The organism is Rhizobium sp. P1_B8 (assembly GCF_056406515.1).
Genome location: NZ_JBFTZZ010000051.1, coordinates 1 through 26,524, shown reverse-complemented (window position 1 = coordinate 26,524; position 26,524 = coordinate 1). Strand labels below are relative to the sequence as shown.

29 protein-coding genes and 1 pseudogene are annotated in these 26,524 nt (G+C 58.2%); 19 read left to right on the top strand and 11 right to left on the bottom strand.

Annotated features, from left to right (window positions below; translation table 11 throughout):
* Positions 1 to 279: hypothetical protein (locus AC1D2N_RS34855; RefSeq protein ID WP_477982903.1), on the bottom strand; the 279-nt coding region annotated here is incomplete at its 3' end.
* Here AC1D2N_RS34855 and AC1D2N_RS34850 point away from each other — a divergent pair.
* Entirely contained in the window at positions 278 to 715 is a 438-nt protein-coding gene (locus AC1D2N_RS34850; protein ID WP_028734730.1) for a DUF4174 domain-containing protein, read from the top strand. The genes AC1D2N_RS34855 and AC1D2N_RS34850 overlap by 2 nt on opposite strands.
* Positions 716 to 758: 43 nt before the next feature.
* Complete coding sequence (locus AC1D2N_RS34845; RefSeq protein WP_018244868.1) at positions 759 to 950, top strand: hypothetical protein; 192 nt, start codon at positions 759 to 761, stop codon at positions 948 to 950.
* On the opposite strand, the gene AC1D2N_RS34840 is transcribed toward AC1D2N_RS34845, so the two are convergent.
* Both AC1D2N_RS34840 and AC1D2N_RS34835 read right to left on the bottom strand, forming a co-directional pair.
* Positions 922 to 1,803, bottom strand: a complete 882-nt coding sequence (locus tag AC1D2N_RS34840) for a LysR family transcriptional regulator (RefSeq protein ID WP_130651746.1) — start codon at positions 1,801 to 1,803, stop codon at positions 922 to 924. The two genes, AC1D2N_RS34845 and AC1D2N_RS34840, sit on opposite strands and share 29 nt — an antisense overlap.
* Positions 1,800 to 2,114, bottom strand: coding sequence for a putative quinol monooxygenase (locus AC1D2N_RS34835; RefSeq protein WP_018244870.1), 315 nt, complete (start codon positions 2,112 to 2,114; stop codon positions 1,800 to 1,802). Before AC1D2N_RS34835 ends, AC1D2N_RS34840 begins: the two co-directional genes overlap by 4 nt.
* Before the next feature lie 193 nt (positions 2,115 to 2,307).
* On the opposite strand from AC1D2N_RS34835, the gene AC1D2N_RS34830 reads away from it, so the two are divergent.
* From AC1D2N_RS34830 to AC1D2N_RS34795, 8 genes are all read left to right on the top strand, one after another.
* Positions 2,308 to 3,804 (top strand): CoA-acylating methylmalonate-semialdehyde dehydrogenase, encoded by a 1,497-nt coding sequence (locus AC1D2N_RS34830; protein WP_028734732.1) that lies wholly within the window; start codon positions 2,308 to 2,310, stop codon positions 3,802 to 3,804.
* Positions 3,805 to 4,136: 332 nt separating this feature from the next.
* Positions 4,137 to 4,619, top strand: a complete 483-nt coding sequence (gene rirA / locus AC1D2N_RS34825) for an iron-responsive transcriptional regulator RirA (RefSeq protein WP_018244873.1) — start codon at positions 4,137 to 4,139, stop codon at positions 4,617 to 4,619.
* Between the two features lie 339 nt (positions 4,620 to 4,958).
* Positions 4,959 to 6,554: an ABC transporter substrate-binding protein gene (locus tag AC1D2N_RS34820; RefSeq protein WP_130651747.1), complete on the top strand. Its 1,596-nt coding sequence runs from the start codon at positions 4,959 to 4,961 to the stop codon at positions 6,552 to 6,554.
* Positions 6,555 to 6,641: 87 nt separating this feature from the next.
* Complete coding sequence (locus AC1D2N_RS34815; protein ID WP_018244875.1) at positions 6,642 to 7,646, top strand: ABC transporter permease subunit; 1,005 nt, start codon at positions 6,642 to 6,644, stop codon at positions 7,644 to 7,646.
* Positions 7,647 to 7,655: 9 nt separating this feature from the next.
* Complete coding sequence (locus AC1D2N_RS34810) at positions 7,656 to 8,546, top strand: ABC transporter permease subunit (RefSeq protein ID WP_028734733.1); 891 nt, start codon at positions 7,656 to 7,658, stop codon at positions 8,544 to 8,546.
* Positions 8,546 to 9,562 (top strand): ABC transporter ATP-binding protein, encoded by a 1,017-nt coding sequence (locus AC1D2N_RS34805; protein ID WP_028734734.1) that lies wholly within the window; start codon positions 8,546 to 8,548, stop codon positions 9,560 to 9,562. The genes AC1D2N_RS34810 and AC1D2N_RS34805 overlap by 1 nt, the downstream gene beginning before the upstream one ends.
* Positions 9,559 to 10,512 (top strand): peptide ABC transporter ATP-binding protein, encoded by a 954-nt coding sequence (locus tag AC1D2N_RS34800; RefSeq protein ID WP_018445768.1) that lies wholly within the window; start codon positions 9,559 to 9,561, stop codon positions 10,510 to 10,512. Before AC1D2N_RS34805 ends, AC1D2N_RS34800 begins: the two co-directional genes overlap by 4 nt.
* Positions 10,513 to 10,539: 27 nt before the next feature.
* Positions 10,540 to 11,079 carry a gluconokinase gene (locus AC1D2N_RS34795; protein ID WP_130651748.1) on the top strand — a complete coding sequence of 180 codons (540 nt, stop codon included), beginning with the start codon at positions 10,540 to 10,542 and terminating at the stop codon, positions 11,077 to 11,079.
* Here AC1D2N_RS34795 and AC1D2N_RS34790 read toward each other — a convergent pair.
* The 3 genes from AC1D2N_RS34790 to AC1D2N_RS34780 form a co-directional block, all read right to left on the bottom strand.
* The gene (locus tag AC1D2N_RS34790; protein ID WP_130651749.1) at positions 11,069 to 12,316 is read right to left on the bottom strand and encodes an NAD(P)/FAD-dependent oxidoreductase; all 1,248 of its coding nucleotides are present in this window, start codon (positions 12,314 to 12,316) and stop codon (positions 11,069 to 11,071) included. The two genes, AC1D2N_RS34795 and AC1D2N_RS34790, sit on opposite strands and share 11 nt — an antisense overlap.
* 75 nt (positions 12,317 to 12,391) lie before the next feature.
* Positions 12,392 to 12,895: an isoprenylcysteine carboxyl methyltransferase family protein gene (locus AC1D2N_RS34785; RefSeq protein ID WP_130651750.1), complete on the bottom strand. Its 504-nt coding sequence runs from the start codon at positions 12,893 to 12,895 to the stop codon at positions 12,392 to 12,394.
* Positions 12,892 to 13,944, bottom strand: coding sequence for a type III polyketide synthase (locus tag AC1D2N_RS34780; RefSeq protein ID WP_130651751.1), 1,053 nt, complete (start codon positions 13,942 to 13,944; stop codon positions 12,892 to 12,894). The genes AC1D2N_RS34785 and AC1D2N_RS34780 overlap by 4 nt, the downstream gene beginning before the upstream one ends.
* A 168-nt stretch (positions 13,945 to 14,112) precedes the next feature.
* Here AC1D2N_RS34780 and AC1D2N_RS34775 point away from each other — a divergent pair, with 168 nt between their 5' ends.
* The 3 genes from AC1D2N_RS34775 to AC1D2N_RS34765 are packed head-to-tail and all read left to right on the top strand — an operon-like array spanning position 14,113 to position 16,103.
* Positions 14,113 to 14,649, top strand: a complete 537-nt coding sequence (locus AC1D2N_RS34775; protein WP_028734739.1) for a tetratricopeptide repeat protein — start codon at positions 14,113 to 14,115, stop codon at positions 14,647 to 14,649.
* Between the two features lie 48 nt (positions 14,650 to 14,697).
* Positions 14,698 to 15,303, top strand: a complete 606-nt coding sequence (locus tag AC1D2N_RS34770) for an RNA polymerase sigma factor (protein WP_028734740.1) — start codon at positions 14,698 to 14,700, stop codon at positions 15,301 to 15,303.
* Positions 15,300 to 16,103: an anti-sigma factor family protein gene (locus AC1D2N_RS34765; protein WP_115157039.1), complete on the top strand. Its 804-nt coding sequence runs from the start codon at positions 15,300 to 15,302 to the stop codon at positions 16,101 to 16,103. Before AC1D2N_RS34770 ends, AC1D2N_RS34765 begins: the two co-directional genes overlap by 4 nt.
* Positions 16,104 to 16,130: 27 nt before the next feature.
* Here the strand turns inward: AC1D2N_RS34765 and rfbA are convergent, their stop codons facing one another.
* Genes rfbA through rfbC form a run of 4 tightly spaced genes read right to left on the bottom strand, consistent with a single transcriptional unit; the run spans position 16,131 to position 19,521 of the window.
* Positions 16,131 to 16,994, bottom strand: coding sequence for a glucose-1-phosphate thymidylyltransferase RfbA (rfbA, locus tag AC1D2N_RS34760; protein WP_028734742.1), 864 nt, complete (start codon positions 16,992 to 16,994; stop codon positions 16,131 to 16,133).
* Positions 16,991 to 17,884 (bottom strand): dTDP-4-dehydrorhamnose reductase, encoded by an 894-nt coding sequence (rfbD, locus tag AC1D2N_RS34755; RefSeq protein ID WP_130651752.1) that lies wholly within the window; start codon positions 17,882 to 17,884, stop codon positions 16,991 to 16,993. The genes rfbA and rfbD overlap by 4 nt, the downstream gene beginning before the upstream one ends.
* A 1-nt stretch (position 17,885) precedes the next feature.
* Entirely contained in the window at positions 17,886 to 18,941 is a 1,056-nt protein-coding gene (gene rfbB, locus AC1D2N_RS34750; RefSeq protein WP_130651753.1) for a dTDP-glucose 4,6-dehydratase, read from the bottom strand.
* A gap of 13 nt (positions 18,942 to 18,954) precedes the next feature.
* Complete coding sequence (gene rfbC / locus AC1D2N_RS34745) at positions 18,955 to 19,521, bottom strand: dTDP-4-dehydrorhamnose 3,5-epimerase (protein WP_028734745.1); 567 nt, start codon at positions 19,519 to 19,521, stop codon at positions 18,955 to 18,957.
* Positions 19,522 to 19,986: 465 nt separating this feature from the next.
* On the opposite strand from rfbC, the gene AC1D2N_RS34740 reads away from it, so the two are divergent.
* The 6 genes from AC1D2N_RS34740 (at position 19,987) to AC1D2N_RS34715 (ending at position 26,018) form a co-directional block, all read left to right on the top strand.
* On the top strand, positions 19,987 to 21,387 hold the full coding sequence (locus AC1D2N_RS34740) for an MBOAT family O-acyltransferase (protein WP_130651754.1): 1,401 nt from the start codon (positions 19,987 to 19,989) through the stop codon (positions 21,385 to 21,387).
* Between the two features lie 10 nt (positions 21,388 to 21,397).
* Positions 21,398 to 22,588, top strand: a complete 1,191-nt coding sequence (locus AC1D2N_RS34735; protein ID WP_130651755.1) for a hypothetical protein — start codon at positions 21,398 to 21,400, stop codon at positions 22,586 to 22,588.
* Positions 22,589 to 22,716: 128 nt separating this feature from the next.
* Positions 22,717 to 23,628, top strand: coding sequence for a glycosyltransferase family 2 protein (locus AC1D2N_RS34730; protein ID WP_028734747.1), 912 nt, complete (start codon positions 22,717 to 22,719; stop codon positions 23,626 to 23,628).
* 164 nt (positions 23,629 to 23,792) lie between these two features.
* Entirely contained in the window at positions 23,793 to 24,338 is a 546-nt protein-coding gene (locus AC1D2N_RS34725) for a methyltransferase domain-containing protein (protein ID WP_130651756.1), read from the top strand.
* 63 nt (positions 24,339 to 24,401) lie between these two features.
* Positions 24,402 to 24,953: a class I SAM-dependent methyltransferase gene (locus tag AC1D2N_RS34720; RefSeq protein ID WP_028734749.1), complete on the top strand. Its 552-nt coding sequence runs from the start codon at positions 24,402 to 24,404 to the stop codon at positions 24,951 to 24,953.
* A 12-nt stretch (positions 24,954 to 24,965) separates the two neighbouring features.
* The gene (locus AC1D2N_RS34715; RefSeq protein ID WP_028734750.1) at positions 24,966 to 26,018 is read left to right on the top strand and encodes a polysaccharide pyruvyl transferase family protein; all 1,053 of its coding nucleotides are present in this window, start codon (positions 24,966 to 24,968) and stop codon (positions 26,016 to 26,018) included.
* A 139-nt stretch (positions 26,019 to 26,157) separates the two neighbouring features.
* Here the strand turns inward: AC1D2N_RS34715 and AC1D2N_RS34710 are convergent.
* Positions 26,158 to 26,347 (bottom strand): annotated as a pseudogene (locus tag AC1D2N_RS34710) (O-antigen ligase family protein); the annotation flags it as partial.
* Between the last annotated feature and the right edge of the window lie 177 nt (positions 26,348 to 26,524).

Sequence of the window (26,524 nt, the reverse complement as noted above, 5' to 3'; positions counted from 1 at the left end):
CTCATCAACCGTGTGCCACAAGCGCAGCGCAGCGCCTTCGAGGCGATGCAGGACAGGTTGAAGGTCCTGCAGCGGACGGTGCGCATGGAAAGCAGCGAACAGATCATCTCGGAACGGCGCCAGCGGGCTGTCAGTCGTGGCCGTGGCATCGGTGTGAATGGCATTTAAACGGATCTCACTGATGAATTTGGGAAGTGAAACCAAAAATACGGTTCCCTGACGTTTCGATGGAACCCGCGCCGTCTCGGGCCGTTCTCCAGTTGACGGGAGAATACGCATGTCGAAAACTCTTCTCTACGGTGCGACGAAGATCGACGAGACTAACAGCGCTTATGCGCCTGCCGAAAGTCTCGCCCAGTTTCAGTGGAAGAACCGCGTCTTCGTTGTTTTTGCCGACAGGGATAATTCCCGCGCCGCCCGGCAGGAAAATCACCTGCTGGCCGATCGCTCGGCGCTCGATGAGCGTAACCTGGTCGTGCTGAAGATTTCGGGTGCCGGCGTTCGACCACTCTTCGGTGCAGCTGACGGCCTCGACGGCGAAGCGATCCGCCGCGATCTCGAGGCGCCGGAGGTCGGCGAATTCGCCGCTTTCCTTCTCGGCAAGGACGGCACCGTGAAGCTCAAGGCCAGCGAGCCGATTACCGATGGCGAGCTCTTCGCCATTATCGACAGCATGCCGATGCGCGCTGCCGAATCGCTGAAGCCGGACAAATAGCCCCGAACATCGCGTAAATTGAAATCATCAAAGGGAGGCGGTCATGTCCGTGCCCAACGAACCCATTCCCGATCAGCCGCCAATGCCCGGGCCCGGCTGGAAGCCGGTGCCTCCGATCAAGGAGCCGGAGCCTGACCGGCTGCCTGACGAGGCGCCGGTTCCCAATCCCGACGAAAACGACGAACCGGCAAAACACGCTTGGAAGCTTAAAGAAAGATGTGCCGTTCGGCGCTGACGAGTTCCTGCAGAAAATCGGCGACGCTCCTGACGCGCATGAGGTCGCGCGCCGTTTCGTGATAGGTCGTCCAGTAAGCGCGGCGGATCGAAACCTCCGGCAGGATGCGCTGGAGTTCCGGATACTGCCGGGCGATATAATCGTGCAGGATGCCGATCCCGGCGCCTGATCGCACCGCTTCCGTCTGCCCGATCGCCGTCGAAATTTCGAAGCTTGCATCCCAACTCCGCATCACCTCGCCGGAGAAATTCAGCGAGGCGGTGAAGATCAGGTCTTCGACGTAACCGATGCGCGGATGCGCCTTCAGCGCGTCGATATCGCCTGGCGTGCCCCGGGAGGCGAGGTAGTCGCGTGAGGCATAGAGACCGAGCGTGTAGTCGGTGAGCTTGGAGGAGACGAGCCGGCCTTGTTCGGGCCGCTCCAGCGTGATGGCGATATCCGCCTCGCGCTGCGACAGCGAGAAAGAGCGCGGCACCGGCACGAGCTGGATCTTCAGCTCCGGATGGCGCTCGATCAGTCTGCCCATGCGCGGCGCAAGAAAGGAAACGCCGAACCCATCAGGCGCGCCGACGCGCACAGTCCCGGCAATTGCCGTATCTGTATGGCCGAGGCTGGCCTGTGCTGCGAGCATTTCCGTTTCCATCCGCTCCGCGGATGCCAGGAACATTTCTCCTTCGGCCGTCAGCTCGCAGCCGTTTGTGCGACGGATGAAAAGCCGCGTCTTCAGCGCCACTTCCAGCGAAGTCAGTCGACGTGAGAGCGTGGCGTGATTGAGCCCCAGCCGCTTCGAGGCGGCAAGGATCTGCCCGGTGCGGGCGACGGCAAGGAAAATCCGAACATCGTCCCAGTTCATGGCTTGGCACGCATTGCGATCGGATCGACCTCGACAAGCGTCAGCGATGTGACCATCTGCGCCGTCTGGTTCTTGTACTTGAGGAAATGTGGTGTCCGCAGATGGGCCTCGTATGCTTCTTGGTCGGCGTAGACTTCAAGGATACGGATTCGGTTTGGGCTGTCCCTGATGGAAACAGCGCTCAGGGAAAGGACACCGTCTTCCAGCGCTAGGGATGCTTCGATTTCTTCCGTGAGCAAGGCGCGATAGGTTTCAAGCGTGTCCGGATCGATCTCCAGTTCCGCCATTCTGACGATGGGTTTCCGGCTCATCGGTTTGACCTCCCCCAGGGGTTGACTTGTCGGCGTTTGACTTGTTGGCGTGCAGGGCCAAGTTTGGAAGCAGCCGCAGCGCCTGATGCGACGATAGGGCTATAATTTGCGCACAACGGTTGCTTATATCAGCGCATTGATTTGTGCAAATTGAAGTGCGATTGTCGGTCATCGAAAAACAGGAGGAACACCCATGCGTGAGATCGGTCATTTCATCGGCGGCAAGCAGGTTGCCGGCACCAGCGGCCGCGTGAGCAATGTTTACAATCCGGCGACAGGCGAAGTGCAGGCGACCGTCGCACTCGCAAGCGTCGACGAACTGCGCGCCGCCGTCGAAAACGCCAAGGCTGCGCAGCCGAAATGGGCTGCCACCAATCCGCAGCGCCGCGCCCGCGTCTTCTTCAAATTCGTCGAACTCCTGAACAAGCACATGGACGAACTTGCCGAAATCCTCTCCAAGGAGCACGGCAAGACGATCGAGGATGCCAAGGGCGACGTCATTCGCGGCCTCGAAGTCTGCGAATTCGTCTGCGGCATTCCCCATCTCGCCAAGGGCGAGTTCACCGAGGGCGCCGGGCCGGCGATCGACATGTATTCGATCCGCCAGCCGGTCGGCATCGGCGCCGGCATCACCCCCTTCAATTTCCCCGGCATGATCCCGATGTGGATGTTTGCGCCGGCGATCGCCTGCGGCAACGCCTTTATCCTGAAGCCATCCGAGCGTGATCCCTCCCTGCCGATCCGCCTAGCCGAACTGATGATCGAGGCCGGTCTGCCCGCCGGCATCCTCAACGTCGTCAACGGCGACAAGGGTGCGGTCGACGCGATCCTCACCGATCCCGATATCGGCGCCGTCTCCTTCGTCGGCTCGACGCCGATCGCCCGCTACGTCTATGGCACCGCGGCGATGAACGGCAAGCGCGCCCAGTGCTTCGGCGGCGCCAAGAACCACATGATCATCATGCCGGATGCAGACCTGGATCAGGCCGTCAACGCGCTGATGGGCGCAGGCTACGGTTCGGCCGGCGAGCGCTGCATGGCGATCTCGGTTGCCGTTCCGGTCGGCGAGGAGACCGCCAACCGCCTCGTCGAGAAGCTGACGCCGAAGATCGAGTCCCTGCGCATTGGCCCCTATACCGACGACAAGGCCGACATGGGCCCGCTGGTCACCAAGGAAGCCTATACCCGTGTTCGCGGCCTGATCGACCGCGGCATCGAGGAAGGTGCCAAACTCGTCGTCGACGGCCGCGATTTCAAGCTCCAGGGTTATGAAGACGGCTATTTCGTCGGCGGCTGCCTGTTCGATCATGTCACGCCCGAGATGGATATCTACAAGACCGAGATCTTCGGACCTGTCCTTTCCGTCGTTCGCGCCGCGAACTACGAGGATGCGCTGTCGCTGCCGATGAAGCACGAATATGGCAACGGTGTCGCCATCTACACCCGTGACGGCGATGCCGCCCGCGATTTCGCATCGCGCATCAATATCGGCATGATCGGCATCAACGTTCCGATCCCGGTTCCGCTCGCCTATCACTCCTTCGGCGGCTGGAAGGCCTCGAGCTTCGGCGACCTCAACCAGCATGGCACGGATTCGATCAAGTTCTGGACGAAGACCAAGACCGTCACTGCCCGCTGGCCCTCGGGCATCAAGAGCGGCGCTGAATTCGTCATGCCGACGATGAAGTGATCGTCACGACGTTCCGATCTGAAATCTGCAATTCGGGGGCCTTTTGGCTCCCGAATTTTTCCTCGTCATGCTGATTGCCGGCGATATCGGTCCGGCGTCGAGGATGTCCTGAGTCTGCTCGCCATCTCCTATTCCCCCAGTGCCGAGGTCAAATTGATGCGCAAGGCACGCCCGAGCGCGGGCGGGCCATCCTGGATGACATCGGGATCCTGGAGCGGGATTGACGTCGCGGCAAATGGCCTCATAAGCTGAATGCGAATTTCATATTTTGGAATTGTTCAAAACTAGCAAACCGCCTATATAGGTCTGAACAGACGAGTCAGGAGAATGGCATGCGGTTGACGAAGCAGACGAACTATGCGGTTCGCATGTTGATGTATTGTGCTGCCAATGACGGCCACTTGAGCCGGATTCCGGAAATCGCCAAGGCCTATGGCGTTTCCGAGCTCTTTCTTTTCAAGATCCTTCAGCCGCTGAACAAGGCGGGTCTGGTCGAAACCGTGCGCGGTCGCAATGGCGGCGTGCGCTTGGGCAAGCCGGCCGCCGACATTAGTCTTTTCGACGTCGTTCGGGTGACGGAAGACAGTTTCGCCATGGCCGAATGCTTCGAGGATGACGGTGAGGTCGAATGCCCGCTGGTCGACAGTTGCGGTTTGAATTCGGCGCTGCGCAAGGCGCTCAACGCCTTCTTCGCCGTGCTGTCGGAATATTCCATCGACGACCTCGTCAAGGCGCGTCCGCAGATCAATTTCCTTCTCGGAATTACCGGCGAGCCGGCATATCGCAAACCCGCGATCGTTGCCCCCGCCGCCTGAATTAAAGAGCAGAATATGCTTCTGAACCGCGGTTGCCCCGGCAACCGCGGTTTTTGTTTTTGCGGGCGTCTCATCGGCCTCAAAAATGCTGGGAAATGCCGGTTGCATGTCGCGATGGGCGCGCTTTTATACCAAATGCGACAAAATTCCGGTCTCTTTTGTCTGAATATTTCCAAATGCGGCTGATTTTTGACTGAAAATTTCTAAAATTGTCCAGCTGGAAAATTTTTCTGCGTAGCCCGTTGCTTTCAGTAGATAAATATCGTTCCATCAACCGTCGATCGTGATGCCATTCTACGATCTCCAAACATCAAAAAAGAACAACCGGGAAACAATATTATGAAAAAGATCTCTGTCCTCCTGGCAGCGACGGCCTTGATTTCCGTCATGGCGACGTCGGCCTGGTCCAAGACCCTTGTTTATTGCTCCGAGGGCTCGCCGGAAGGCTTCGACCCGAGCCTCTATACGGCAGGCACGACCTTCGACGCGTCGTCGCGCACGGTCTATAGCCGTCTCGTCGAATTCAAGCATGGCGGCACCGAGATCGAGCCGGGCCTGGCCGACAGCTGGAGCGTTTCGGCCGACGGCAAGGAGTACACCTTCAAGCTGCATCCGGGCGTCAAGTACCAGAACACCGACTTCTTCACGCCGACGCGTGACTTCAATGCCGACGACGTCATCTTCTCCTTCGAGCGCCAGCTCAAGGCTGACAATCCGTGGAACAAGTATGTCGAAGGCGGCTCTTACGAATATGCTGCCGGCATGGGCTTCCCGGAGCTGATCAAGTCGGTCGAGAAGGTCGACGACCTCACCGTCAAGTTCACGCTCAACCATCCCGAAGCGCCGTTCCTCGCCGACCTCGCCATGGACTTCGCCTCGATCGTCTCCAAGGAATATGCCGACAAGCTCGCCGCCGACGGCAAGATGGCGCAGATGAACCAGCAGCCGCTCGGCACTGGCCCGTTCACCTTCGTCGCCTACCAGCCGGATGCCGTCATCCGCTACAAGGCCAACGAAACCTATTTCAAGGGCAAGGAAAAGATCGACGATCTGGTTTTCGCCATCACCTCTGACGCCGCCGTGCGCGCCCAGAAGCTGAAGGCCGGCGAATGCCACCTCATTCCTTATCCGAATGCGGCTGACGTCGCCGAACTTAAGAAGGACGAGAACCTGACCGTGCTTGAGCAGGCCGGCCTGAACGTTTCGTATCTCGCTTACAACACCTTGATTGCTCCATTCGACAAGGCCGAAGTCCGCAAGGCGCTGAACATGGCGATCAACAAGCAGGCGATCGTCGATGCCGTCTTCCAGGGTGCCGCGGCCGTTGCCAAGAACCCGATCCCGCCGACGATGTGGTCCTATAACGACGCCGTCGTAGACGACAAGTACGATCCCGATGCGTCGAAGAAGATGCTGGCAGATGCCGGCGTCAAGGATCTGAAGATGAAGATCTGGGCGATGCCGGTTTCGCGTCCGTACATGTTGAACGCGCGTCGCGCCGCCGAATTGATGCAGGCCGACTTGGCCAAGGTCGGCGTCGATGCGGAAATCGTCACCCATGAATGGGCCGAATATCTGAAGCTCTCGTCCGACAAGAATCGCGACGGTGCCGTCATCCTCGGCTGGACCGGCGACAACGGCGATCCAGACAATTTCATGGATACGTTGCTTGGCTGCGACGCTGTCGGCGGCAACAACCGCGCTCAGTGGTGCAACAAGGAATTCGACGATCTGATGACGAAGGCCAAGCAGACGGCCGACGTCGCCGAGCGCACCAAGGCTTATGAGCAGGCGCAGCTGATCTTCAAGAAGGAAGCTCCCTGGAATACGCTTGACCACTCGTTGGTCTTTGTTCCGATGAGCAAGAAGGTCTCGGGCTTCTTCATGGATCCGCTCGGCATCCACCGTTTCGACGGCGTGGACATTTCCGAATAATAAAAAATCTGTAAACTACCCGGTCAACGCCGGGTGCGGCCGGCGGTCAGGTTCCCCTGACCGCCGGAAACTATTGGAAAACCTGCTATGTTGCGTTTTTTCATCGGCCGCCTCGCGGTGCTGATCCCGACGTTTCTCGGCGTTTCACTCATTGCCTTCTCGTTCATCCGCCTGATTCCCGGTGATCCGGTCATGCTTCTGTCGGGGGAACGTGTCATGGCGCCGGAACGTCACGCCCAGATCATGCACGATCTCGGCTTCGACCGGCCCATATATGTGCAATATTTCGATTATATCGTAAAAGTGTTGCACGGCGATCTCGGCACCTCGATCGTCACCAAGCGGCCCGTTCTCGGTGAGTTCTTCACGTTGTTCCCGGCAACGCTGGAACTTTCGCTCTGTGCCATCATCATCGCGGTCTGTCTTGGCGTGCCCGCCGGCGTCTTTGCGGCCGTCAAGCGAGGCACGTGGTTCGATCAGAGCGTGATGGGTGTTGCCCTCATCGGTTATTCCATGCCGATCTTCTGGTGGGGCTTGCTGCTTATCATCTTCTTCTCCGGCTATCTCGGCTGGACACCGGTTTCCGGCCGCATCTCGCTGATGTATTTCTTCAAGCCGGTCACCGGCTTCATGCTGATCGACAGCCTGCTGTCGGGCCAAAAGGGCGCCTTCGCCTCGGCGGTCAGCTACCTCATTCTGCCGACCATCGTGCTGGCGACCATCCCGCTCGCGGTTATCGCCCGCCAGACGCGTTCGGCGATGCTCGAGGTTCTGGGCGAGGATTATGTCCGCACGGCGCGCTCGAAGGGCCTGAAGCCGTTGCGCGTCGTCGGCGTGCACGCGTTGCGCAATGCGATGATCCCGGTCATCACCACGATTGGTCTGCAGATCGGCGTCCTTCTTGCCGGCGCCATCCTCACAGAGACGATTTTCTCCTGGCCGGGCATCGGCAAATGGATGGTCGATTCGGTCTTCAAGCGCGACTACGCCGTGGTCCAGGGCGGTCTTCTGCTGATCGCCGGCGTCATCATGCTGGTCAATCTGATTGTTGATGTTCTCTACGGCTTCATCAATCCGCGCATTCGTCACTAGGAGCGGTCCATGAGCACGGTCACCGTCAAAACCGGCCAACCATCCGCTCTTGCGGAGTTCTGGCATTATTTCTCCCGCAACAAGGGCGCCGTCATCGGCCTGGTGGTTTTCATCATCATTCTGGTCGTCGCAGTCCTCGCGCCGCTCTTTGCGCCACATCAGCCGAACGAGCAGAACCGTGCGGTACTGCTGGCCGTGCCGTTCTGGATGGAGGGCGGCAGCGCTTCCTTCCCGCTTGGAACGGATGCCGTCGGCCGCGATATCCTTTCGCGCCTGATCTACGGCGCGCGGTTTTCGCTGTTCATCGGCGTCGTCGTCGTCACGCTTTCGGTCATTTCAGGCGTGCTGATCGGCCTCGTCGCCGGATTTTTCCGCGGCAAGATCGATACCGCGATCATGCGCCTGATGGATATCATCCTGGCCTTCCCGTCGCTGCTGCTGGCTCTGGTGCTGGTGGCCGTGCTCGGGCCAGGGCTTACCAATGCGATGATCGCGATTTCGCTGGTCAACCAGCCGCATTTCGTGCGGCTGACGCGCGCCTCGGTCATCTCAGAGCGTGAGAAGGAATATGTGATTGCCTCGCGTGTCGCCGGGGCCGGCACCTTCCGTTTGATGTTCAAGACGATCCTACCGAACTGTCTAGGCCCTCTGATCGTTCAGGCGACGCTCGCCTTCTCGGCGGCGATTCTCGATGCCGCCGCCCTCGGCTTTCTCGGCATGGGCGCCCAGCCGCCGACACCCGAATGGGGGACGATGCTGGCCGAATCCCGTGAGTTCATTTCGCGCGCCTGGTGGGTGGTGACGTTTCCGGGTCTTGCCATCCTCATCACCGTTCTCGCCATCAATCTGATGGGCGACGGCCTGCGCGACGCGCTCGATCCCAAACTGAAGAGGTCGTGATGCCACTCCTCGAGATTGAAAATCTGACTGTCGAATTCCAGACCTCTTCCGGTCTCTTCCGCGCCGTCGATGGCGTATCGCTTGTCTGCGACAAGGGCGAGATCCTCTCGGTCGTCGGCGAATCCGGCTCGGGTAAATCCGTTGCCATGCTGGCGCTGATGGGGCTTTTGCCCTGGACGGCGAAGATCACCGCCGACCGCATGCAGTTCGACGGCAAGGATCTGCGCGGCATCTCCGCCCGCCAGCGCCGCAGGATCGTCGGCAAGGATATGGCGATGATCTTCCAGGAGCCGATGTCCAGCCTCAACCCGTGTTTCACGGTCGGCTTCCAACTCGGCGAGACCCTGCGCTTCCATATGGGCCTCAACCGCACGGAGCGCCGCCAACGTTCGATCGAACTGCTCAACCTCGTCGGCATTCCGGCGCCGGAAGAGCGCCTGTCGAACTTCCCGCATCAGATGTCCGGAGGAATGAGCCAGCGCGTGATGATCGCCATGGCGCTCGCCTGCAATCCGAAGCTGCTCATCGCCGACGAGCCGACGACCGCGCTCGACGTGACGATCCAGGCACAGATCCTCGATCTGCTCGTTCGCCTGCAGAAGGAGCAGGGCATGGCGCTGGTGCTGATCACCCACGACATGGGCGTCGTTGCCGAAACCGCCGAACGTGTGCAGGTGCAATATGCCGGCCAGAAGGTCGAGGAGCAGCCGGTGAGGGCGCTGTTCCGCGATCCGCATCATCCCTATACCGCAGCCCTGCTCGCCGCTCTGCCGGAACGCGCCAAAGTCGGCCAGCGTCTTCCCTCGATCGCCGGTGTCGTTCCCGGCCAGCATGGTCGCCCGACGGGCTGTCTCTTTGCGCCGCGCTGTGGCTTCGCCACGGTCGAATGCGAGCGCGGCGTTGTCCGCCAGGGGCCGGAGCTCGGACTGGCGCTCTGCAACTATCCTTTGAAGGACGGCAAGCCGCTCGGGCATCCCGGCATCATGGCCGTTGAAACTGCAGGAGACCTCGTATGACGGACGCCGTTCTCGAGGGCAGGGATCTCGCCCGCTTTTACACCGTCAACCGCGGCCTCTTCAAAGCCGATGCCACCGTCAAGGCGCTGAACGGCGTCAGCTTCAGCCTGCATTCCGGCAAGACGCTCGCCGTCGTCGGCGAATCCGGTTGCGGCAAGTCAACGCTCGCCCGCCTGGTCACCATGATCGAGGATCCGACATCAGGGCAGTTGCTGATCGACGGCAAGCCGGCCCATGTCGGTGACCGCAGCCTGCGCAGCCAGGTGCAGATCGTCTTCCAGAACCCCTACGGCTCACTCAACCCGCGCCAGAAGGTCGGTTCGATCCTCGAAGAGCCGCTGAAGATCAACACCGATCTCAACGCCGCCGCCCGCCGCCGCAAGGTGGAGGAGATGATGGCCCGCGTCGGCCTGCGTTCGGAGCATTATGGCCGTTATCCCCATATGTTCTCAGGCGGCCAGCGCCAGCGCATCGCCATTGCCCGCGCCCTGATGCTGCGGCCGAAGGTACTGGTGCTCGACGAACCGGTTTCGGCGCTCGACCTTTCGATCCAGGCGCAGGTGCTGAACCTCTTGATGGACCTGCAGAAGGAGATGGGGCTTGCCTATCTCTTCATCTCGCACGGCCTGTCCGTCGTCCATCATATCGCCGACGAGGTGATGGTAATGTATCTCGGCCGTCCCGTGGAAACCGGTCCCGCCGCCGAGGTCTTCGCCAGGCCGCGCCATCCCTATACGGCAGCCTTGCTGTCGGCGACGCCGATCGCCGATCCCGATCGCGAAAAGACCCGCATTCGCCTGCAGGGCGAACTGCCTTCGCCGTTGAAGCCGCCGTCGGGTTGCCACTTCAATCCGCGCTGCTGGAAGGCGCAGGACCATTGCCGCCAGGTTTCTCCCGAATTAACTGGGGAAGGCACACATCAATATGCCTGTCATTTCCCGCTCGATTGAGCGGGAAGATAAGCCCGAGGAGTAAACATGCCGGATGAGCAGATGAACAGGCCTCATGCGATCATCGTCATGGGGGTCAGCGGCTGCGGCAAATCCTCCGTCGGCGCGAAACTCGCCGAAGCCCTGCACCTGGTCTTCGTCGAAGGTGATGCGCTTCATCCGGCCGCCAATGTCGAAAAGATGTCGAAGGGCATTCCGCTGACCGATGAGGACCGAATGCCCTGGCTCGACCGGATCGGCGAAGACATGAAGGCCTCGCTGGAGAAAAGCGAGGGCATCATCGTCTCCTGCTCGGCGCTGAAGCGCATCTATCGCGACAGGCTGCGGGCTGCTGCCGGTGGCAATCTGTTCTTCGTCTATCTCGAAGGTTCCAGGGCGTTGCTGATGAAGCGTATGGGCGAGCGCAAGGGACATTTCATGCCGGTCTCGCTGCTCGACAGCCAGTTGGCGACGCTTGAGGTGCCCACAGGCGAGCCGGGCGTCGTCACTGTCGATATCGACGATACGATCGACGGCATCGCGGCAACGGCGCTCGAAGGCCTCGCAGCGCTCGGCGTTACGGGTTGAAACGCTGCGGCGAATAGGCCGCGATATCGATGAACGGCGTCTCGCCGGTGATGAGTTCGGCAAGCACGCGGCCGGTCACCGGCCCGAGCGTCAACCCGTGATGGGCATGGCCGAAGGCAAACCAGAGGCCCGGATGGCGCGTCGCCTTGCCGATAACAGGCATCATGTCGGGCGTGCAGGGGCGCGCCCCCATCCAAGGTTCGGGATCGAGCCTGCCTCCGAGCGGAAAGATCGTGCGCGCCACGGCTTCGGCCCGGTCGAGCTGAACCGGCGTCTTCGGTGCGTCGAGCGTTGCAAACTCCGCCCCTGTCGTCAGGCGGATGCCGCGGCGCATCGGCGCAAGGAGATAGCCGCGTTCGGCATCGAGCGTCCAGTTGTTGAGCACGGCATTGCCCTCGGCGGCATAGTGCATGTGATAGCCGCGCTTGACGCCGAGCGGGAAGGAATAGCCGAGCCGGCGCGTTGCAACGGCCGCCCAGGGGCCGAGCGCCATCACCGCATCCTCTGCTTCGAGCGGACCTTCCCTGGTCATGATCTTCCAGCCGGAGCCGAACTGACCGAGCGAGGCGGCGTCACCCGTGACGAACTTGCCACCGAGGCTTTCGAAATAGCGGCGATAGGCCGATGTCAGCGCATGCGGGTCGAGCACCGACCAGGGATCGCGCCAGTGGATACCGCCGGCGAAATCGCCGGTCATATGCGGTTCCATGCGGGCGATATCGGCCGGCGTCAGACTGTCATACTCCACGCCGAATTCATTCTGCCAAAGTGCTGCCTCCGCAAGAGCCCCGTCGCGCTTGGCTTCAGTGCGGAAAATCTTCATCCAGCCGTCCTTACGGATCAGCCCTTCGGCCTGCGACGCCTCGATCAGATCCTTGTGTTCGACAACCGAATTTGCGATCAGCGGCGCATAGGCCCGGGTGATGATGGCGTGGCGGCGCGCATTGGAATTCCACCAGTAGCGGGCGAGAAAGGCGAGCTGGCTCGGCAGCGTGCGCAGGTGATAGTGCGCGTCGATGCGGTTATTCAGCGCATAACGCAGCAAAAGCCCGAGCTGCTGGGGAAAGCCGTAAGGCGCGACACCTTCGCGCTGGATCAGGCCGGCATTGCCGAAGGAGGTTTCGTTGCCCGGATCCTTGCGGTCGATCAGCGTCACCTGCCGGCCGCGCCGCTGAAGATGGATGGCCGTGGAAACCCCGACGATGCCGGCGCCGAGCACGATTGCGTTCTTCGTCATTTCCCCTGCATTCCACTTTGTTTATCGGGGTGAAAATGCCCGTGCCGATACCGCGACGCAAACGGAAAATCGCATTCATTTCAAAATCATTGCGCTTTTCAGTGCGGCATTTTCAGCCCTCACGCGGACATGGAGGATAAGCGCGTTGAGAAGGGAAAAGACGATCGCGTAAAGCGGCAGGCCGAAGGCGAGGGGAAGGACGGCGATCTCGCCGACGACGATCGCATAGTTCGGATGGCGGAGGAAGCGATAGGGCCCGGATCTGACGAGTGGCGCGCCGGGCAGGATGATGATGCGCGTCGTCCAGCGGCCTTTCAGCGTCGCCAGCACCCAGAGCCGCAGCGCCTGCAGCCCCATGAACACGAGAAACCAGAAGAGCGCGACCGGCCTGCCCGGTGCAAGCAGCCAGAGACCAATGATCCAGCCTGCATGCAGCGCCACCATGATGGGATAGTGCTCCGGCGCAACCTCTCTGGCGCCCCTGGCGAGAAGCGCCGCCGTGTTGCGCCGGGCGAGCGCGAGTTCCGCCAGCCGCTGCAGCGTCGCGAATGTCAAAAGCGCGATCGACGGCCACATCATGCCGCCCTCCTGAGCGTCACGCAGCTGGCCGAAAAGCCGGGCCCCATGGCGATCATCGCGGAGCGCGCAGGCAATCCGGCGCGGATTGCCCGCTCCAGCACGAACAGGATGGTTGGCGAGGACATGTTGCCGTATTCGGCCAGCACGGTGCGCTCGTGATCCAACGTGCCCGGCACCATCGAAAGCGCGCTCTCCATCGCGGCCAGCACCTTCATGCCGCCGGGATGGCAGATGAAGCGGTCGATATCCTCCACCCTCAGCCCGTTTCGCGCCAGAATGGCCGTTATCGCCGGGCCGAGCTCCTTTTCGGCAAACGGCGGCAGCGATTGCGCCAGCACGATACCGAAGCCGCCGTCATCGATCTTCCAGCCCATGATATCGAGCGTGTCGGGAAAGAGATGCTCGCCGGTCGACTCAACTTCCGCCAGTCCGTCTCCGCCTGATCGCAGCACGCAGGCGGCAGCGCCGTCGCCGAAAAGCGCCGTCGCAATGATGTTCGGCCGCGTCAGCTCGTCCAGCCGGAAGGCGAGCGTGCAAAGCTCGATCGAGACGAAAAGCACAACAGTGCCCGGCCGGCTTCGCGCCAGCCGCGAGGCGATCGCAAAGCCTGATACGCCGGCGGCACAGCCGAGCCCGAAGACCGGCACGCGTTCGATATCGGCTCTGAAACCCATCCTGCGGCTATGCTGCGCATCAAGGCTCGGTGTCGTAAAACCGGTGGAGGAGACGGTCACGACACAGTCGACATCGCTGGCCTCAAGCCCTGCCTGACGAAGGGCAGAGGTGGCAGCCTCGACGAAAAGCCCGCCTGCCACCTCGGCAAAGGCCTGCATCCTGTCCTGCCAGCCATGCGGCTCGTCGAACCAGGCAAGCGGCCGCGCCGCATGGCGCTTTTCGATGCCGGCGCTATCGAAGACGCGGGCAAGATGGCGGAAATCCTCGAAGCGGTCGGCAAACAACCGGGCCGAGGCTTCGACCGCCTGTTTTTGGAAAATGACATGTTCGGGTGTCGCAACGGCGAGGCTGACGAGTTTGACGGTATCGGTCACAGAATTCTCCTTGTCCCTCCGGCGGAACGAAGGAAAACACGCAGACGCCCAAATTATTCAGCTCTGAAGCTTCACGAAAGGGTGAAGAAAGAAATGCAAGCAGCAGCCGAATAAAGCTGGATGCAGCGGTGTTCTCTCGTCGCAACGTCACTTTCGAGGAGTTTCCCCATGACGATCATGACAGCCCGCATCGCTTCCATCATTCTCGGCGGCTGCCTTGCCGCTTCCGTTGTCTCCGGCCCGGTTTTTGCGGTTGGCAATGATAGCAGCACGACGCCCACCTGCAAGAAGGGCGAGATCTACGACCAGAAGACCAAGAAATGCGTCAAGCAGCAGAGCGCCAACGTCTCCGACGAGAACCGCGCCGACTATGCCTATTCGCTGGCCAAGGCCGGTCGTTATGAGGAGGCGCTTGCCGTGCTCGACACGGTCAAGGATCAGAACACCGCCGAAGTGCTGAATTATCGTGGTTATGCCACCCGCAAGCTCGGCCGCACCGACGAGGGCATCTCCTATTATCTGCAGTCGGTGAAGATGGATCCGCAATACGCCAAGGTCCGCGAATATCTCGGTGAAGCCTATGTCATCAAGGGTCAGCTCGATCTCGCCAAAGACCAGCTGAAGTCAATCAAGGCGATCTGCGGCACCGGCTGCGAGGAATATCAGGATCTGAACGCTGCAATCCTCGATCCCTCGAAGATCTGATCAGCAGGCCACGGGGCGGGAAAATGGAAGCACGAAAGGGATGTAAGAATGTCGGTCGCGCGCACCCATTTTCCTGCCTATAGTCGCGCGAGAATGGAATCGCCGGTTCATCCGGCGGTTTCGAGGGATGCAGGATTGGCGGAGGCAGCCATCGCGAGCGAAGCGGATATCAGGAGCGGCCTGACGGAAAATCTGGCAAGGCTCTGGCGTTATGGTCTCGTTCTCTCGCATCAGCGCGATGTCGCCGACGACCTGGTGCAGGCGACCTGCCTTCGCGCGCTGGAGCGCGCCGATCAGTTCATCCCCGGAACCCGGCTCGACCGCTGGCTGTTTTCGATCCTGCATTCGATCTGGCTGAACGAGATCCGCTCTCGCCGGGTGCGCCAGGGCCAGGGTTTCGTCGATGCCGGGGAGACGCTGACCTTCGACGGTGCGCACGACACCGAAACGCATGTGATGGCGGGTCAGGTGCTGAAACAGGTGTATGCGCTGCCTGAGGCGCAGAGGACGGTGATTTTCCTCGCCTATGTGGAAGGACTTTCCTATCGCGAGGTTGCAGGCATATTGGATATCCCGATCGGAACCGTGATGAGCCGGCTGGCGGCTGCCCGCGCCAAGCTCTCCGGCGCCGGATCGGAAGGGGGACGGCAATGAACACGAAGCACACCATTCCCTCCGACGAGGACCTGACCGCCTTCATCGACGGTGAACTGACGCCCGAAGAGGCTGCGCGCATTGAAGCCATTGTGAACGAAGACGAGAGCACCGCCGAACGGCTGGAATTTCTGGCGCGCGCCAGCCTGCCCTTCAAGCAAGCGTTCGCCCCGCTGCTCGCCGAAGCCCCGCGCCAGAAACTGGAGACGATGCTCGCCGCCATCCCGGCGGAGCCAAGCACAAAATCCAATGCTACGGCGGCCTTCGCCGGCCGCCGCCGCTTCCTCGGCGCGCTCGCCGCCTCGCTCGTCGCCGGCATCGCGATCGACCGCGCCGTCATCGGCATCGGCAGGAGCTTTTCGGCAAAGGACGAAAACAGCGAATGGCGCGCCGTGGTCGCCGATTATATCTCACTCTATACCCCGGAAACACTAGCCGGCCCCGTACCCGAGAGAGGCGTCCAGGCCGCCCAGCTCGGCTCGCTCGACGAAAAACTCGGCCTGTCGCTCTCCCCCGAAGCCGTGTCGCTCCCGGGCATCGATTTCAAACGCGCACTGATGCTGCAATATGATGGCAAGCCGCTCGCCCAGATCGCCTATCTCGATCCCGAAACCGGCCCGATGGCGCTGTGCATCGTCAAATCGGATGCCGGCAGCAAGGCGCCGGACCTCGAAAGCCGCAAGGGCCTGAACGTGATCTACTGGTCGAACGAGACGCACGCCTTCATGCTGATCGGCCGCATTCCGGCCGACCGCATGAAGGAATTGGGAGAGGACGTCAGGAGGAGGCTTTCAGCCTGACCTCTATATTCTGCCGAATCGCAGCTATTATTCCACCAGACCACGCAAATATTGGCCATAATCGCCTTTGCCCGCTTTGGCGGCAATCTGGGCGAAGTGCTCCTTCGTGATGAAGCCTTTCGCCAGCGCAATTTCCTCCGGGCAGGCGATTTTGAAGCCCTGGCGTTTTTCAAGCGTGCGGACGAACTCGCCGGCCTCGAGCAGACTTTCGGGCGTGCCGGTATCGAGCCAGGCATATCCCCGGCCCATCATCGAGACACGCAGCTTCCCCCGCTCCAGGTAGATCTTGTTGACATCGGTGATCTCGTATTCGCCGCGTGGCGATGGTTTTAGATTGGCTGCGATATCAACGACGTCTGCATCGTAAAAATATAGGCCGGTGACAGCCCAGTGCGATTTGGGCCTCGCCGGCTTTTCTTCAATCGAAATGGCAGTCATGTCGCTGCCGAATTCGACGACACCGTAACGTTCGGGATCGTGCACATGATAGGCAAATACCGTCGCGCCATCACCCTTGGACACACCCTCTTCGAGGAGTTCCGGAAGGCCGTGGCCGAAGTAGATATTGTCTCCGAGGATAAGGCAGGATGGCCCGCCCGCCACGAAGTCTGCGCCGATGATATAGGCCTGGGCCAGTCCATCGGGACTTGGCTGGACAGCATAGCTCAGAGACATGCCCCATTCACTGCCATCACCCAGCAAACGCTGAAAGAGCGGCATATCGTGTGGAGTGGAGATGATCAAAACTTCCCGTATGCCAGCCAGCATCAAGGTCGTCAGCGGGTAGTAGATCATTGGTTTATCATAGATCGGAAGCAACTGCTTCGAGACCGAATGAGTCATCGGGTGCAGGCGACTGCCGCTCCCCCCCGCAAGCACTATACCCTTCATACGGCCTCCTTCGGCTCTTCCAAGAGCTTTGTCACAGCATCTCGCGCTGACATCCGCCACTCCGGCATGCTCACGCCATAACGGCCCTTCAACTTATCGCAGCACAATCTGGAATTAGCTGGCCGTTTCGCGGCTGTGGGGTAGTCAGCGGTGGCGATGTCCTTGACGGTGACGCGCCTGCCAGTCTTTTCCTCAAGAACTGACATTACATATCGTGCAAACCCAGCCCAGCTCGTTTCGCCGCTGCCGGCCAAATGAAAAACCCCACGCAAGTCCGGACTGGAGTCACTTGCTAGCCTGCCTGCTATTTTGACGATAGCCTCGGCTATGTCGTTGGCTGAGGTCGGGCAACCCAGTTGATCGCTCACAACGCTCAACTCTTCCCGCGTCTCCGCAAGCCTGAGCATGGTTTTCACGAAGTTGTGGCCAAACGTTGAATAGACCCAGGCTGTCCGCAGGATGACATGGTTTTCATTCGCGGCGGCGACCGCAAATTCGCCCTCGAGCTTCGATCTGCCATAGACGGATACCGGCCCGACCGGGTCGCTCTCGACATAGCTTTCGGGCTTGTCGCCATCGAAAACATAATCGGTCGAGAGGTGGATGACGGGAAGGGACAGCTCGGCAGCCGCTGCGGCGATGGCCCTTGCGCCGTCTCGATTGATGGCGAAAGCCGCCGCCTCATCGCTTTCGGCTTTGTCAACGGCAGTGTAGGCGGCCGACGAGACGACGACGTCAGGTTTGAGCTTCGCAATGGTTTCACGCACCGTCGACGGCTCGAGCAAATCCAGCTCGGGCCTCCCGATGGCGATGACCTCGATAGCTCCCACGTTCAGCGCTTGCAACGCAGACGTGACCTGGCCGCTCTTGCCTGTTACCGCGATGCGCATCTCACACCTTTTTCAACACGCCGAGGCGTTCACCGGAATACACACGCTCACGCAGCGGCTGCCACCACCAAGCGTTTTCCAGATACCACTCGACGGTCTTGCGAATACCGCTGTCGAAATTCTCCAGTGCTTTCCAGCCGAGTTCGGTCTCGAGCTTGGTGGCGTCGATAGCATAGCGTGCATCGTGGCCCGGCCGATCGGCAACATAGCTTATAAGATCGCTATGCCGCTCGGTTCCTGGCCGGATTTCATCCATGATCGCACACACGCGCTCGACAACCTCGATGTTTCGTCGCTCGTTGCGCCCGCCGACATTGTATTTTTCGCCGGGGCGGCCCCGTTGCACGATCAGCCAAAGCGCTCGTGCGTGGTCGTCGACATAGAGCCAATCGCGAATGTTGGAGCCGCTTCCATAGACGGGCAACGGCTTCCGTTCCAGCGCGTTCAATATGATGAGGGGAATGAGCTTTTCCGGGAAATGGAAAGGACCGTAATTGTTCGAACAGTTGGAAATGATCACGGGCAGCCCGTAAGTCCTTTCCCACGCCGTCGCGAGGTGATCGCTTGCTGCCTTGGATGCGGAGTAGGGAGAGGACGGATCGTAAGGTGTCGCCTCGGCAAACAGCCCGTCTTCGCCGAGGGAACCATAGACTTCGTCGGTAGACACGTGCAGCATCTTGAATGCTGCCTTTTCGTCCGCCGGAAGACCTTGCCAATATTGCCGCGCCGCCTCCAGCATGCTGAAGGTGCCGTTTATATTCGTTTCGATAAAATCCGCCGCGCCGGTGATCGAGCGGTCAACGTGGCTTTCCGCCGCCAGATGCATGACATAATCGGGACGAAACTCCTCGAAAGCGCTGCTGACCGCGCTTCTGTCGCAAATGTCGGCTTTGAGGAACCTGTAGTTCGGAGCATTCTCGATCGCTTTCAGCGAGGCAAGATTGCCGGCATAGGTCAGCTTGTCGATATTGAGCACTTCGGCGCCGATCTCGCTGACGAGATAGCGCACCAATGCCGAACCGATGAAGCCAGCGCCACCCGTTACAAGAACACGCATGAGGCCCTCCGTTTTACGAAAATTGAAAATATTCGGGGAGTTCGGAAAGCAGTGGCTGCTTATTGTCCTTTTCAGAAAGAACGTAGGCATCCATCTGTGGCCACTCGATCCCGATCTCGGCGTCGTTCCACCGCACGCCACGGTCATGTTCCGCGCTGTAGGGAGCTGTGACTTTGTAGCTTATGATCGTATCAGGCTGCAAAGTGACGAACCCATGCGCAAATCCAGCTGGCACCCAAAGCTGTGAGCCATTCTCAGGGGACAGTTCTGCGGAGACCCACTTCCCATATGTCGGAGAGCCACGTCTGATATCGACGGCCACATCCAGGAGCGTGCCACGGAGACAGCGCACAAGTTTGCCTTGCGCAAAGGGAGACAACTGAAAATGCAATCCCCGGACGGTTCCCGGCTGTGCTGAAAGGGACTCATTGTCCTGCACGAAAGATACGTCTGCCACACTGGTGCGGAACCAGGAATCCTTGAAGACTTCGCTGAAATAGCCCCTCGAGTCACCGAACCTGGCGGGAGTGATCTTTTTGACGTCCCCGATCTCCAGTTGTTCTACATTCAACGCATACATCCTTGCATTAGGCTCGATCGCTGGATTGTGACAGCGGCCAACGCCGGCAATATAGCCAATTGTGCTGCTGAGCACATACCTTGGCGAGGCCTGGACGGCAAGATGAGAATCCAGTTCTGCCGCCGGATGCGTGAAACGCCGGAGCAAACGATTGAAGCCAAGGTAAAGTGTTGGCTTCTAGAGTAATTCCTGCAAAATTGCGTCGAGGCTTTGCGTCCCGCTCGTCTCTATCCGAGATCGCAAGGGGTTCTGCAGTGACATAACGGCTGCAGCCAAAAGAGAATTCATCCCTGGCATCCTTTGAATACCAGTTGGCGCTTGGCATAGGTGTCAATCATGCGCTATGGCGCACGCCGGCATAGACATTTGCCGCTGCCGCATGAGGTTGCGGCATGGGTGATGAAACAACGGACCGACAGGTCGCTAGGTGCCCGTTGTACGAGCTGGATCGCGGAGAGGTGACGTTTGCTGTTCAATTCTGAAGGTTATGGGATCCTTCTGGCTCTTACATTATTGGCGTATTGGTCTACAAAGTCTGTCCCTCTCCGGCAGCTAATAGTATTTATTGCCAGTGTTGTTTTTTATATTCAGTGGAGTTTTCTATTTGTATTTCTGCTGCTTGGCCTCATCATTCTGAATTGGGTCATCACTGTCGGGGTTTATCCGCGGAACAGCCGTCTGGGTCTGTGGTTGGTGGTGTTGGCAAATCTGGGCATATTATTCTCATTCAAATATCTCTCCTTCTTTGTCGACAACGTGGTCGATGGACTTCAGTTAGTCGGAATCGCGGTAGAGAGCCCCAGGATTCCGGCTCTTCTGCCGCTGGGCATCTCGTTTTATGTCTTTGAATTGATTTCGTATGCTGTCGATCTATACAATAAAAAGATGGTCGCGGAACGAAATCCGCTGAAGCTGTCGATATTCGTATTGTTCTTCCCGCACCTGATTGCCGGCCCGATTTGCCGCGCTAATCAGTTCATGCCGCAAATTGGCACCCTGCAAAAACTTTCAAGCGATCTCATTGTTACGGGAGCGTATCTTTTTGTGACTGGTTTCGCTCTGAAGTGTGGGATCGCCGACGGTATCGCTCCCTACGTCAATACGACATTTGCCAACCCGGGCAATTATGGCGGCCTCGACAATCTGCTGGCTGTTGTCGGATTTGGCGTTCAGATTTTCTGCGACTTCTGGGGCTATTCTCTCATGGCTCTAGGGGCGGCGAAGCTCTTTGGCTATGACTTGCCCTCGAATTTCAATTCTCCATACACGGCGCGATCAATTCAACAGTTTTGGCGCCGCTGGCACATCACGCTGTCGAATTGGCTTCGCGACTATTTGTATATTCCTCTCGGGGGGTCGAGAGATCTTTCCAATTTCAAAATCACTCGAAATCTAATGATTACCATGTTGCTCGGAGGTTTGTGGCACGGAGCCAGTTATAATTTCGTCATATGGGGGGGAATTCATGGCCTCGCCCTCAGCGTGAACAGGTACTACCACCTCGTGAGGCTCCCATCGGGCGTGAAGGCGGTGTTCTCATGGGGGCCGATGTCGTGGATTCTTACCATGGCTGTGGTTTTCTTTTCGTGGATATTTTTCAGGGCGCCGACCCTCTCCGAGGCGCTAATGGTGGTTTCAAATATATTTAGCTTCGGCGCCGGATACATGCAGACAAGACTGGATGGGGTTTTCTTTGAATTGCTGGGGATGTTTGTCATTTTGTATTTCATCGCAAATAAAACCACAAATGGTCAACCTATAACCCATTATTCAATTCGGAATCAGCTTTTGGTTTTCTCAACAATGTTTGTGTTTTCACTCATTTACTATGTAGACGGCGCGCAATTCATCTATTTCCAGTTCTAGGAGAACAGCGGTGAGAACGGTATTCGCTTACGTCGTGGTGTCTGTGCTGGCGTTAGCCATGGTTGAGGGGGCGGTTCGTGCTTATGAAATGTCGCAGGCCGCAACGAGTACGGAGGGCGTAGAGGGCTTGCTTCGGTCGCTGCCGGAAACAAAGATATCCGGACGCGAAATCGGCAACCAATTTCTGGTACACAATGTCGCGCTGTTCAAACGCTTGCCGGACCCGGAGGCCGTGCATTCCGCGTTCGTCGGCAGTTCTCGTTCAAAGGTTCTGAGGCCCGCTCGCTTTGGGTTCGCGGATGCCGTCAATGGATCCGGGAATTCCTACAATGAAATCTCATACGGGCTGCTCTTGCAGGCGGAAATAATACGGCTTCAATTCCCCACTTTGCGAAAGATCTATGTCGAGGCACCAGTCTTGATGAGGCGCCGCGATGGATTATCCATGGAAAGAGATCATCAGAAATACTTTCCGTTGCTCCTTTCTTTGATGCCTCTCATTGATCAACTGGATCAGGCAAAGCAGACCAAAGCGGAAATTATCAACTACGAAACGAATGGAGGATCGCCAGATTCGCATTTGCTTCACCTTGTGCGGTATAGATCGGATCTTCGTCTGACGAATTTATACCGCAGGCTGATCGGCGCTGATGGCTCCATCCCGGTTTACGATGATCCCTGGTTCAAGACGGTTCGCCCAAATGGTGAGCGGATCGATTTGTCTGCCGCGATGAATGCGAACCCACTTCCGCCCATTGCGCGCGAACATCCTAAAATTCAGAGGCTCGCCGATATCAGGAGCAATTTTCCCTGGAATGGGCTATTCGACCTTTTCGCAATATGGGGGAAAGCACACAATATTCAGATCGTCTTCTATCAGCCGCCGGTGCGATCCGATGCGCTTGAATTCGAGAAAGAGTATGGCCTGGATTTGCATGTCGAGGATCTGAAGAGGGTGTCCGAAAAGTATCACATTCCGTTCATTGATCTGGAGCGTGAGGGGCTTGGATTCGCCGAGGATTGGAGCCTTTTTTCGGACGAAGATCACATGGAGACGTGCACCGGTTCAACTCTTCTCCTAGAGGCTATCTTGCACGGGGAGACGATGTTCGAGGAAGACGGACAGTTATTTCCAGCGATTTCACGCCGAGCCGTTGAGAGCGCGTCATCGCAGGAACTGGCGTCGTGCAATGGCAAGTAGGTTCGCGTGGTAGCTGGAGAGGCGCTTGCCCGGACGTACGCCGTCAACAGAAGAGGTGGCATTGCCCCGTGCCAATGGCTCGTGAACGCGCTGCTACCACTTCCCGTTGAAGATTCGGAGATGTTGAGTTGATAGACATTCTTTGCGCGACCTTTAATGGAATGCGCCATCTTCAGGAGCAGATCGCATCCATTGAGGCACAGACACTCACCGACTGGCATGTCACGTTCTTCGACGACGGTTCAACGGATGGTACCGTCGAAATGCTGGCAGCTTTGGCCGTAAATGACGCTCGCTTCAGCTTGATACGAAATCCCGTCAATCTCGGTTTTTGCGGAAATTTCCTGGGCAATCTTTCGAAGCTCAAGAATGCCGACGTTTATGCGTTCAGCGACCAGGACGACATTTGGTACCCGGAAAAACTCGAACGTGGGATTGACTGGCTGGGGCGGATCGATGCGGGCACACCGGCAGTTTATTTCGCTCGGACTGAAATTGTCGATGAGCACCTCAACCATGTAGGCTTGTCACCCAAGTTTAAACTCGAGCCAAGTTTTCGCAACGCCCTGGTCCAGAGCATCGGCGGAGGCAACACCATGATGTTCAACCAGGCGGCGCGGGATCTTGTGGTCAATACCTTGCCGAAAACACGACTCATTTCCCATGACTGGTGGTTCTACATTGTTGTCGCGGGCTGCGGCGGGATTGTCCGATATGATTCCGAGCCCGTGTTGAAATACCGTCAGCACGCCGCCAACTTGATCGGCGCCAACAATAGTATCTCGGGACAAATCGTAAGGTTGTGGATGGCCCTCCAGGGGCAATGGCGCGCGTGGAACACTGTCCATGAACTCGCAATCGCGACTTTCGAGGATCGCCTTACTCCCGAAAATCGTGCCGCGTTCCATGCCTTTCAGCGGGCTCGCCATGGCGGCTGGCCCTTTGAGAGATTGTCCGTGCTCAAGCGAACCGGGATAAAGCGCCAAAGCGCACTCCAGACCAAATTCCTTCCCATCCTTGCTCTCCTAAACAGGTTGTAGGCGTTGCGCTTCCTATCGGCGGTTTCCAAGGAAGCGGCGCCGCTCGGGAAAAAGGCTAGCCTTTGTCTCGGAAGGCGGGTAAACGCAATGTCGCCTTCGGGGCACGAGTTACGGATGATATCGAGGAGTTGTTACCTCTGAGTGGAGCCGTCAAGAGAGCAATCATGAATCGCTATAACCTGTCGGATCAAAAGGCTACGTCGTGGCTCAATCGGGCTGAGATCTGCGTGTCCTTTATTCAGAGAGATATTCAAACTCGGGAAGCGGAGCGCGTAGATGTCGCCGATCTTGGCTGCGGGGATGAGAAACTTGAGCGCCTCCTAGCTTCTCGTTTGTCCCGAGCTTCCTATCAAGGTTACGACATTCTTCCTCAGAGTCGGCGTGTCATTGCTCTGGATCTCAACAGGGACGAGCTGCCCAGGCATTATGACTTTATAACAGTCCTCGGTGTCAGCGAATATATCGATGATCTCAGGGGCTTCTTGGTCAAGATGGCTGGATCGGCAGATCGGCTAATCATTTCGCATGTCATATCGGATGCCGGCGTGTATGACGGGGAAGCGCTGACCCGACTTGGCTGGAGAAACCATCTTTCCCAAGATCAACTCCTGTCTCTGCTGGCCGAGTGTGGCTGGGAGACGCTGGATAGTTATCTCGAGCCAATAGAGAAGCGTACGTTTCTTGCAATTGCCCGGAGCCGTGCAGGATAGCTGTTATTGATACTCTGATGCATGGGTAGACATATAGCGGCACAAATAAAGAAAGGGTGACTTATGAGTCCACAGGTGTTTGCGGTCTTCGAGGATATCGTCAAAAAGCATTTAGGGGATCGCAAAGTTGCAGCGGTTATGGAAGCCGGTGCAAGTGCATATACTCTATTGTCGATGGATGCATTTGATGGTGCTCGCAAAATTGCGCTGAACTTGGGCTTTGAGAAAACTTCGCCGGAGCTTGAACAGTGTGAGATGGTGTTGGGTAATTCGAACGAATTGGAGTACAGCGAGAACACATTCGATTGCATTCTGTCCTCGTCTTCGCTTGAGCACGACAAATACTTTTGGAAAAGCACGGGGGAGTTTTTGCGGGTACTGAAGCCGGGTGGACTCGCCATCATAGGGGTGCCGATTTACATGACCCTTCCCGACGATAGCGACAATACCACACGCACTTTCGCGAGACACGGCATTCGATACAATGCTGATTTCTACCGGTTTTCGCCGCAGTGCCTCGAAGAAGTGTTCTTTGAAAACTATAGTGAGGTGGTTGAAAAGGTGATCGTGCGCACCCACCCTAATCCATATGCGGTTTACGCTGGCCGGAAGTAGGCGCAATTCTTGATGTCCGCAGTTCTTACTCCATTTCTGGTTCCGCCTTCCATTCGTCATCAAAAGAAGGTCAATTATGGTGACGGCTTCATCTTGCGTGCGATTGAGCGGCAGGTTGGCAGGTTCTCTCAGTCAGCGATGTTTTCTCCCAGAACGCCCCTCGTCGATGAGGATTTTGCGCGGTTGCAGTCGCATCGCTATGTGATTCTCGCCGGAGCCAACCAGCTCAAGGATGACTTCGCGCCGATCGCCAAAATGAAGGCAAGCACGCTGCGCAAGTCAAACCTGGTGTTCATACCCTTCGGTATCGGTCTGCACGGAGAAGCGGGTTTCAACGAAGGGTTCACAGACAACGCTAGTGAGATCTTGTCGATCATCCACGAACGAATTGAATACTCAAGTTGGCGCTGTCCGCTGACGAAGGGGCTTCTGGACACGGCGTTGCCGGCATTGCGTGAACAGACGCTGATGACCTGCTGCCCAGTTGTCATGGACCGCCCTCTATTGGACGGCTCTAAGTTCGAGCGCAACCTGTCAACCATCGCGGTAACGATTACAGATCGCGGTGATTTCTGGGATAGAGAGATTCCGGTTTTAAAAGAGGTGGCCGAGTTATTTCCGGAAAAGAGGCGGGTTTTGGTGTTCCATCAGAATTTTGATCCTCCATCTGTCTTTGAGCCGTTGGCCGACCGGTTCGGGATGCGTTTGGGCAGCCAAAAGGCGAAGACGCCTCGCCACCTGCGCCAACTCGCTCGACAGCTTGGGTACGAGATCCTCCTGGCCGACGACGTTGACAGGCTCCTGGCATTTTACGGGCAAGTGGACTTGCATGTGGGTAGTCGCCTCCATGCGCATCTTCATATGTTGAGTCAGAACAAATGGAGTTTTCTCGTCAAGGTCGACGAACGCTCCCCCGGAATTGCGAGTGCTCTCGGTTTCGAACTCATCGAACCCGGCCAACTCCGCCATCACCTCGATGCGGATCTGGAGATGATCAGAACCTCGGCTCAGGCGTGCCATTTGGTGATGCAGCGTTTCGTAAATGCGATTCCGGGCCGCCCGTAAGCGGATCAACTAGGCGTCGCTGTGACGTCAGCTAGAGCAACGCCAGTAAAGTGCGAAGCAGTTTTCCCAGGAATGGCGCAAGGGCAAAGCTCGGGACGGTTCTGCACTTCCGCAAAAAACTGAACCGCTCTTGAGTGATCTAGCTCCGAACGACAGGCATAAAGCCCGTGCTGCCTCTGTCCGCACAAATAAGGGCGGATATAGGCGCAGATCGGATCCAAAGCCTTCTGATTGAACATGATGCCAAAGCTGCCGGTTATGACGTAGCTGCTGACGAGCAGAAGAGCGAGCGCAATGGCGAGATCCCGGCCCGGTCGGGGTTCTTTTCTCTTCCGGCGACCATCTTGTCGTCTTCATGGGTAATCCCCCCATTCTTAACGGGGCTCAGCAGTAGAAATCACGCGGCCATTTTCAGTTTCTGTGCGGGCGTTATGCCGCCGATGCCCATATTGGGCCGTTCGTTGTTGTAGGTCCATAGCCACTGTGTGGCGAATTCCTGCGCCTCC

Coding starts and splice junctions, on each gene's coding strand:
- AC1D2N_RS34850 (WP_028734730.1), top strand. CDS start 278: ATGTCGAAAACTCTTCTCTACGGTGCGACGAAGATCGACGAGACTAAC.
- AC1D2N_RS34845 (WP_018244868.1), top strand. CDS start 759: ATGTCCGTGCCCAACGAACCCATTCCCGATCAGCCGCCAATGCCCGGG.
- AC1D2N_RS34840 (WP_130651746.1), bottom strand. CDS start 1,803: ATGAACTGGGACGATGTTCGGATTTTCCTTGCCGTCGCCCGCACCGGG.
- AC1D2N_RS34835 (WP_018244870.1), bottom strand. CDS start 2,114: ATGAGCCGGAAACCCATCGTCAGAATGGCGGAACTGGAGATCGATCCG.
- AC1D2N_RS34830 (WP_028734732.1), top strand. CDS start 2,308: ATGCGTGAGATCGGTCATTTCATCGGCGGCAAGCAGGTTGCCGGCACC.
- rirA (WP_018244873.1), top strand. CDS start 4,137: ATGCGGTTGACGAAGCAGACGAACTATGCGGTTCGCATGTTGATGTAT.
- AC1D2N_RS34820 (WP_130651747.1), top strand. CDS start 4,959: ATGAAAAAGATCTCTGTCCTCCTGGCAGCGACGGCCTTGATTTCCGTC.
- AC1D2N_RS34815 (WP_018244875.1), top strand. CDS start 6,642: ATGTTGCGTTTTTTCATCGGCCGCCTCGCGGTGCTGATCCCGACGTTT.
- AC1D2N_RS34810 (WP_028734733.1), top strand. CDS start 7,656: ATGAGCACGGTCACCGTCAAAACCGGCCAACCATCCGCTCTTGCGGAG.
- AC1D2N_RS34805 (WP_028734734.1), top strand. CDS start 8,546: ATGCCACTCCTCGAGATTGAAAATCTGACTGTCGAATTCCAGACCTCT.
- AC1D2N_RS34800 (WP_018445768.1), top strand. CDS start 9,559: ATGACGGACGCCGTTCTCGAGGGCAGGGATCTCGCCCGCTTTTACACC.
- AC1D2N_RS34795 (WP_130651748.1), top strand. CDS start 10,540: ATGCCGGATGAGCAGATGAACAGGCCTCATGCGATCATCGTCATGGGG.
- AC1D2N_RS34790 (WP_130651749.1), bottom strand. CDS start 12,316: ATGACGAAGAACGCAATCGTGCTCGGCGCCGGCATCGTCGGGGTTTCC.
- AC1D2N_RS34785 (WP_130651750.1), bottom strand. CDS start 12,895: ATGATGTGGCCGTCGATCGCGCTTTTGACATTCGCGACGCTGCAGCGG.
- AC1D2N_RS34775 (WP_028734739.1), top strand. CDS start 14,113: ATGACGATCATGACAGCCCGCATCGCTTCCATCATTCTCGGCGGCTGC.
- AC1D2N_RS34770 (WP_028734740.1), top strand. CDS start 14,698: ATGTCGGTCGCGCGCACCCATTTTCCTGCCTATAGTCGCGCGAGAATG.
- AC1D2N_RS34765 (WP_115157039.1), top strand. CDS start 15,300: ATGAACACGAAGCACACCATTCCCTCCGACGAGGACCTGACCGCCTTC.
- rfbA (WP_028734742.1), bottom strand. CDS start 16,994: ATGAAGGGTATAGTGCTTGCGGGGGGGAGCGGCAGTCGCCTGCACCCG.
- rfbD (WP_130651752.1), bottom strand. CDS start 17,884: ATGCGCATCGCGGTAACAGGCAAGAGCGGCCAGGTCACGTCTGCGTTG.
- rfbB (WP_130651753.1), bottom strand. CDS start 18,941: ATGCGTGTTCTTGTAACGGGTGGCGCTGGCTTCATCGGTTCGGCATTG.
- rfbC (WP_028734745.1), bottom strand. CDS start 19,521: ATGTATGCGTTGAATGTAGAACAACTGGAGATCGGGGACGTCAAAAAG.
- AC1D2N_RS34725 (WP_130651756.1), top strand. CDS start 23,793: ATGAATCGCTATAACCTGTCGGATCAAAAGGCTACGTCGTGGCTCAAT.
- AC1D2N_RS34720 (WP_028734749.1), top strand. CDS start 24,402: ATGAGTCCACAGGTGTTTGCGGTCTTCGAGGATATCGTCAAAAAGCAT.
- AC1D2N_RS34715 (WP_028734750.1), top strand. CDS start 24,966: ATGTCCGCAGTTCTTACTCCATTTCTGGTTCCGCCTTCCATTCGTCAT.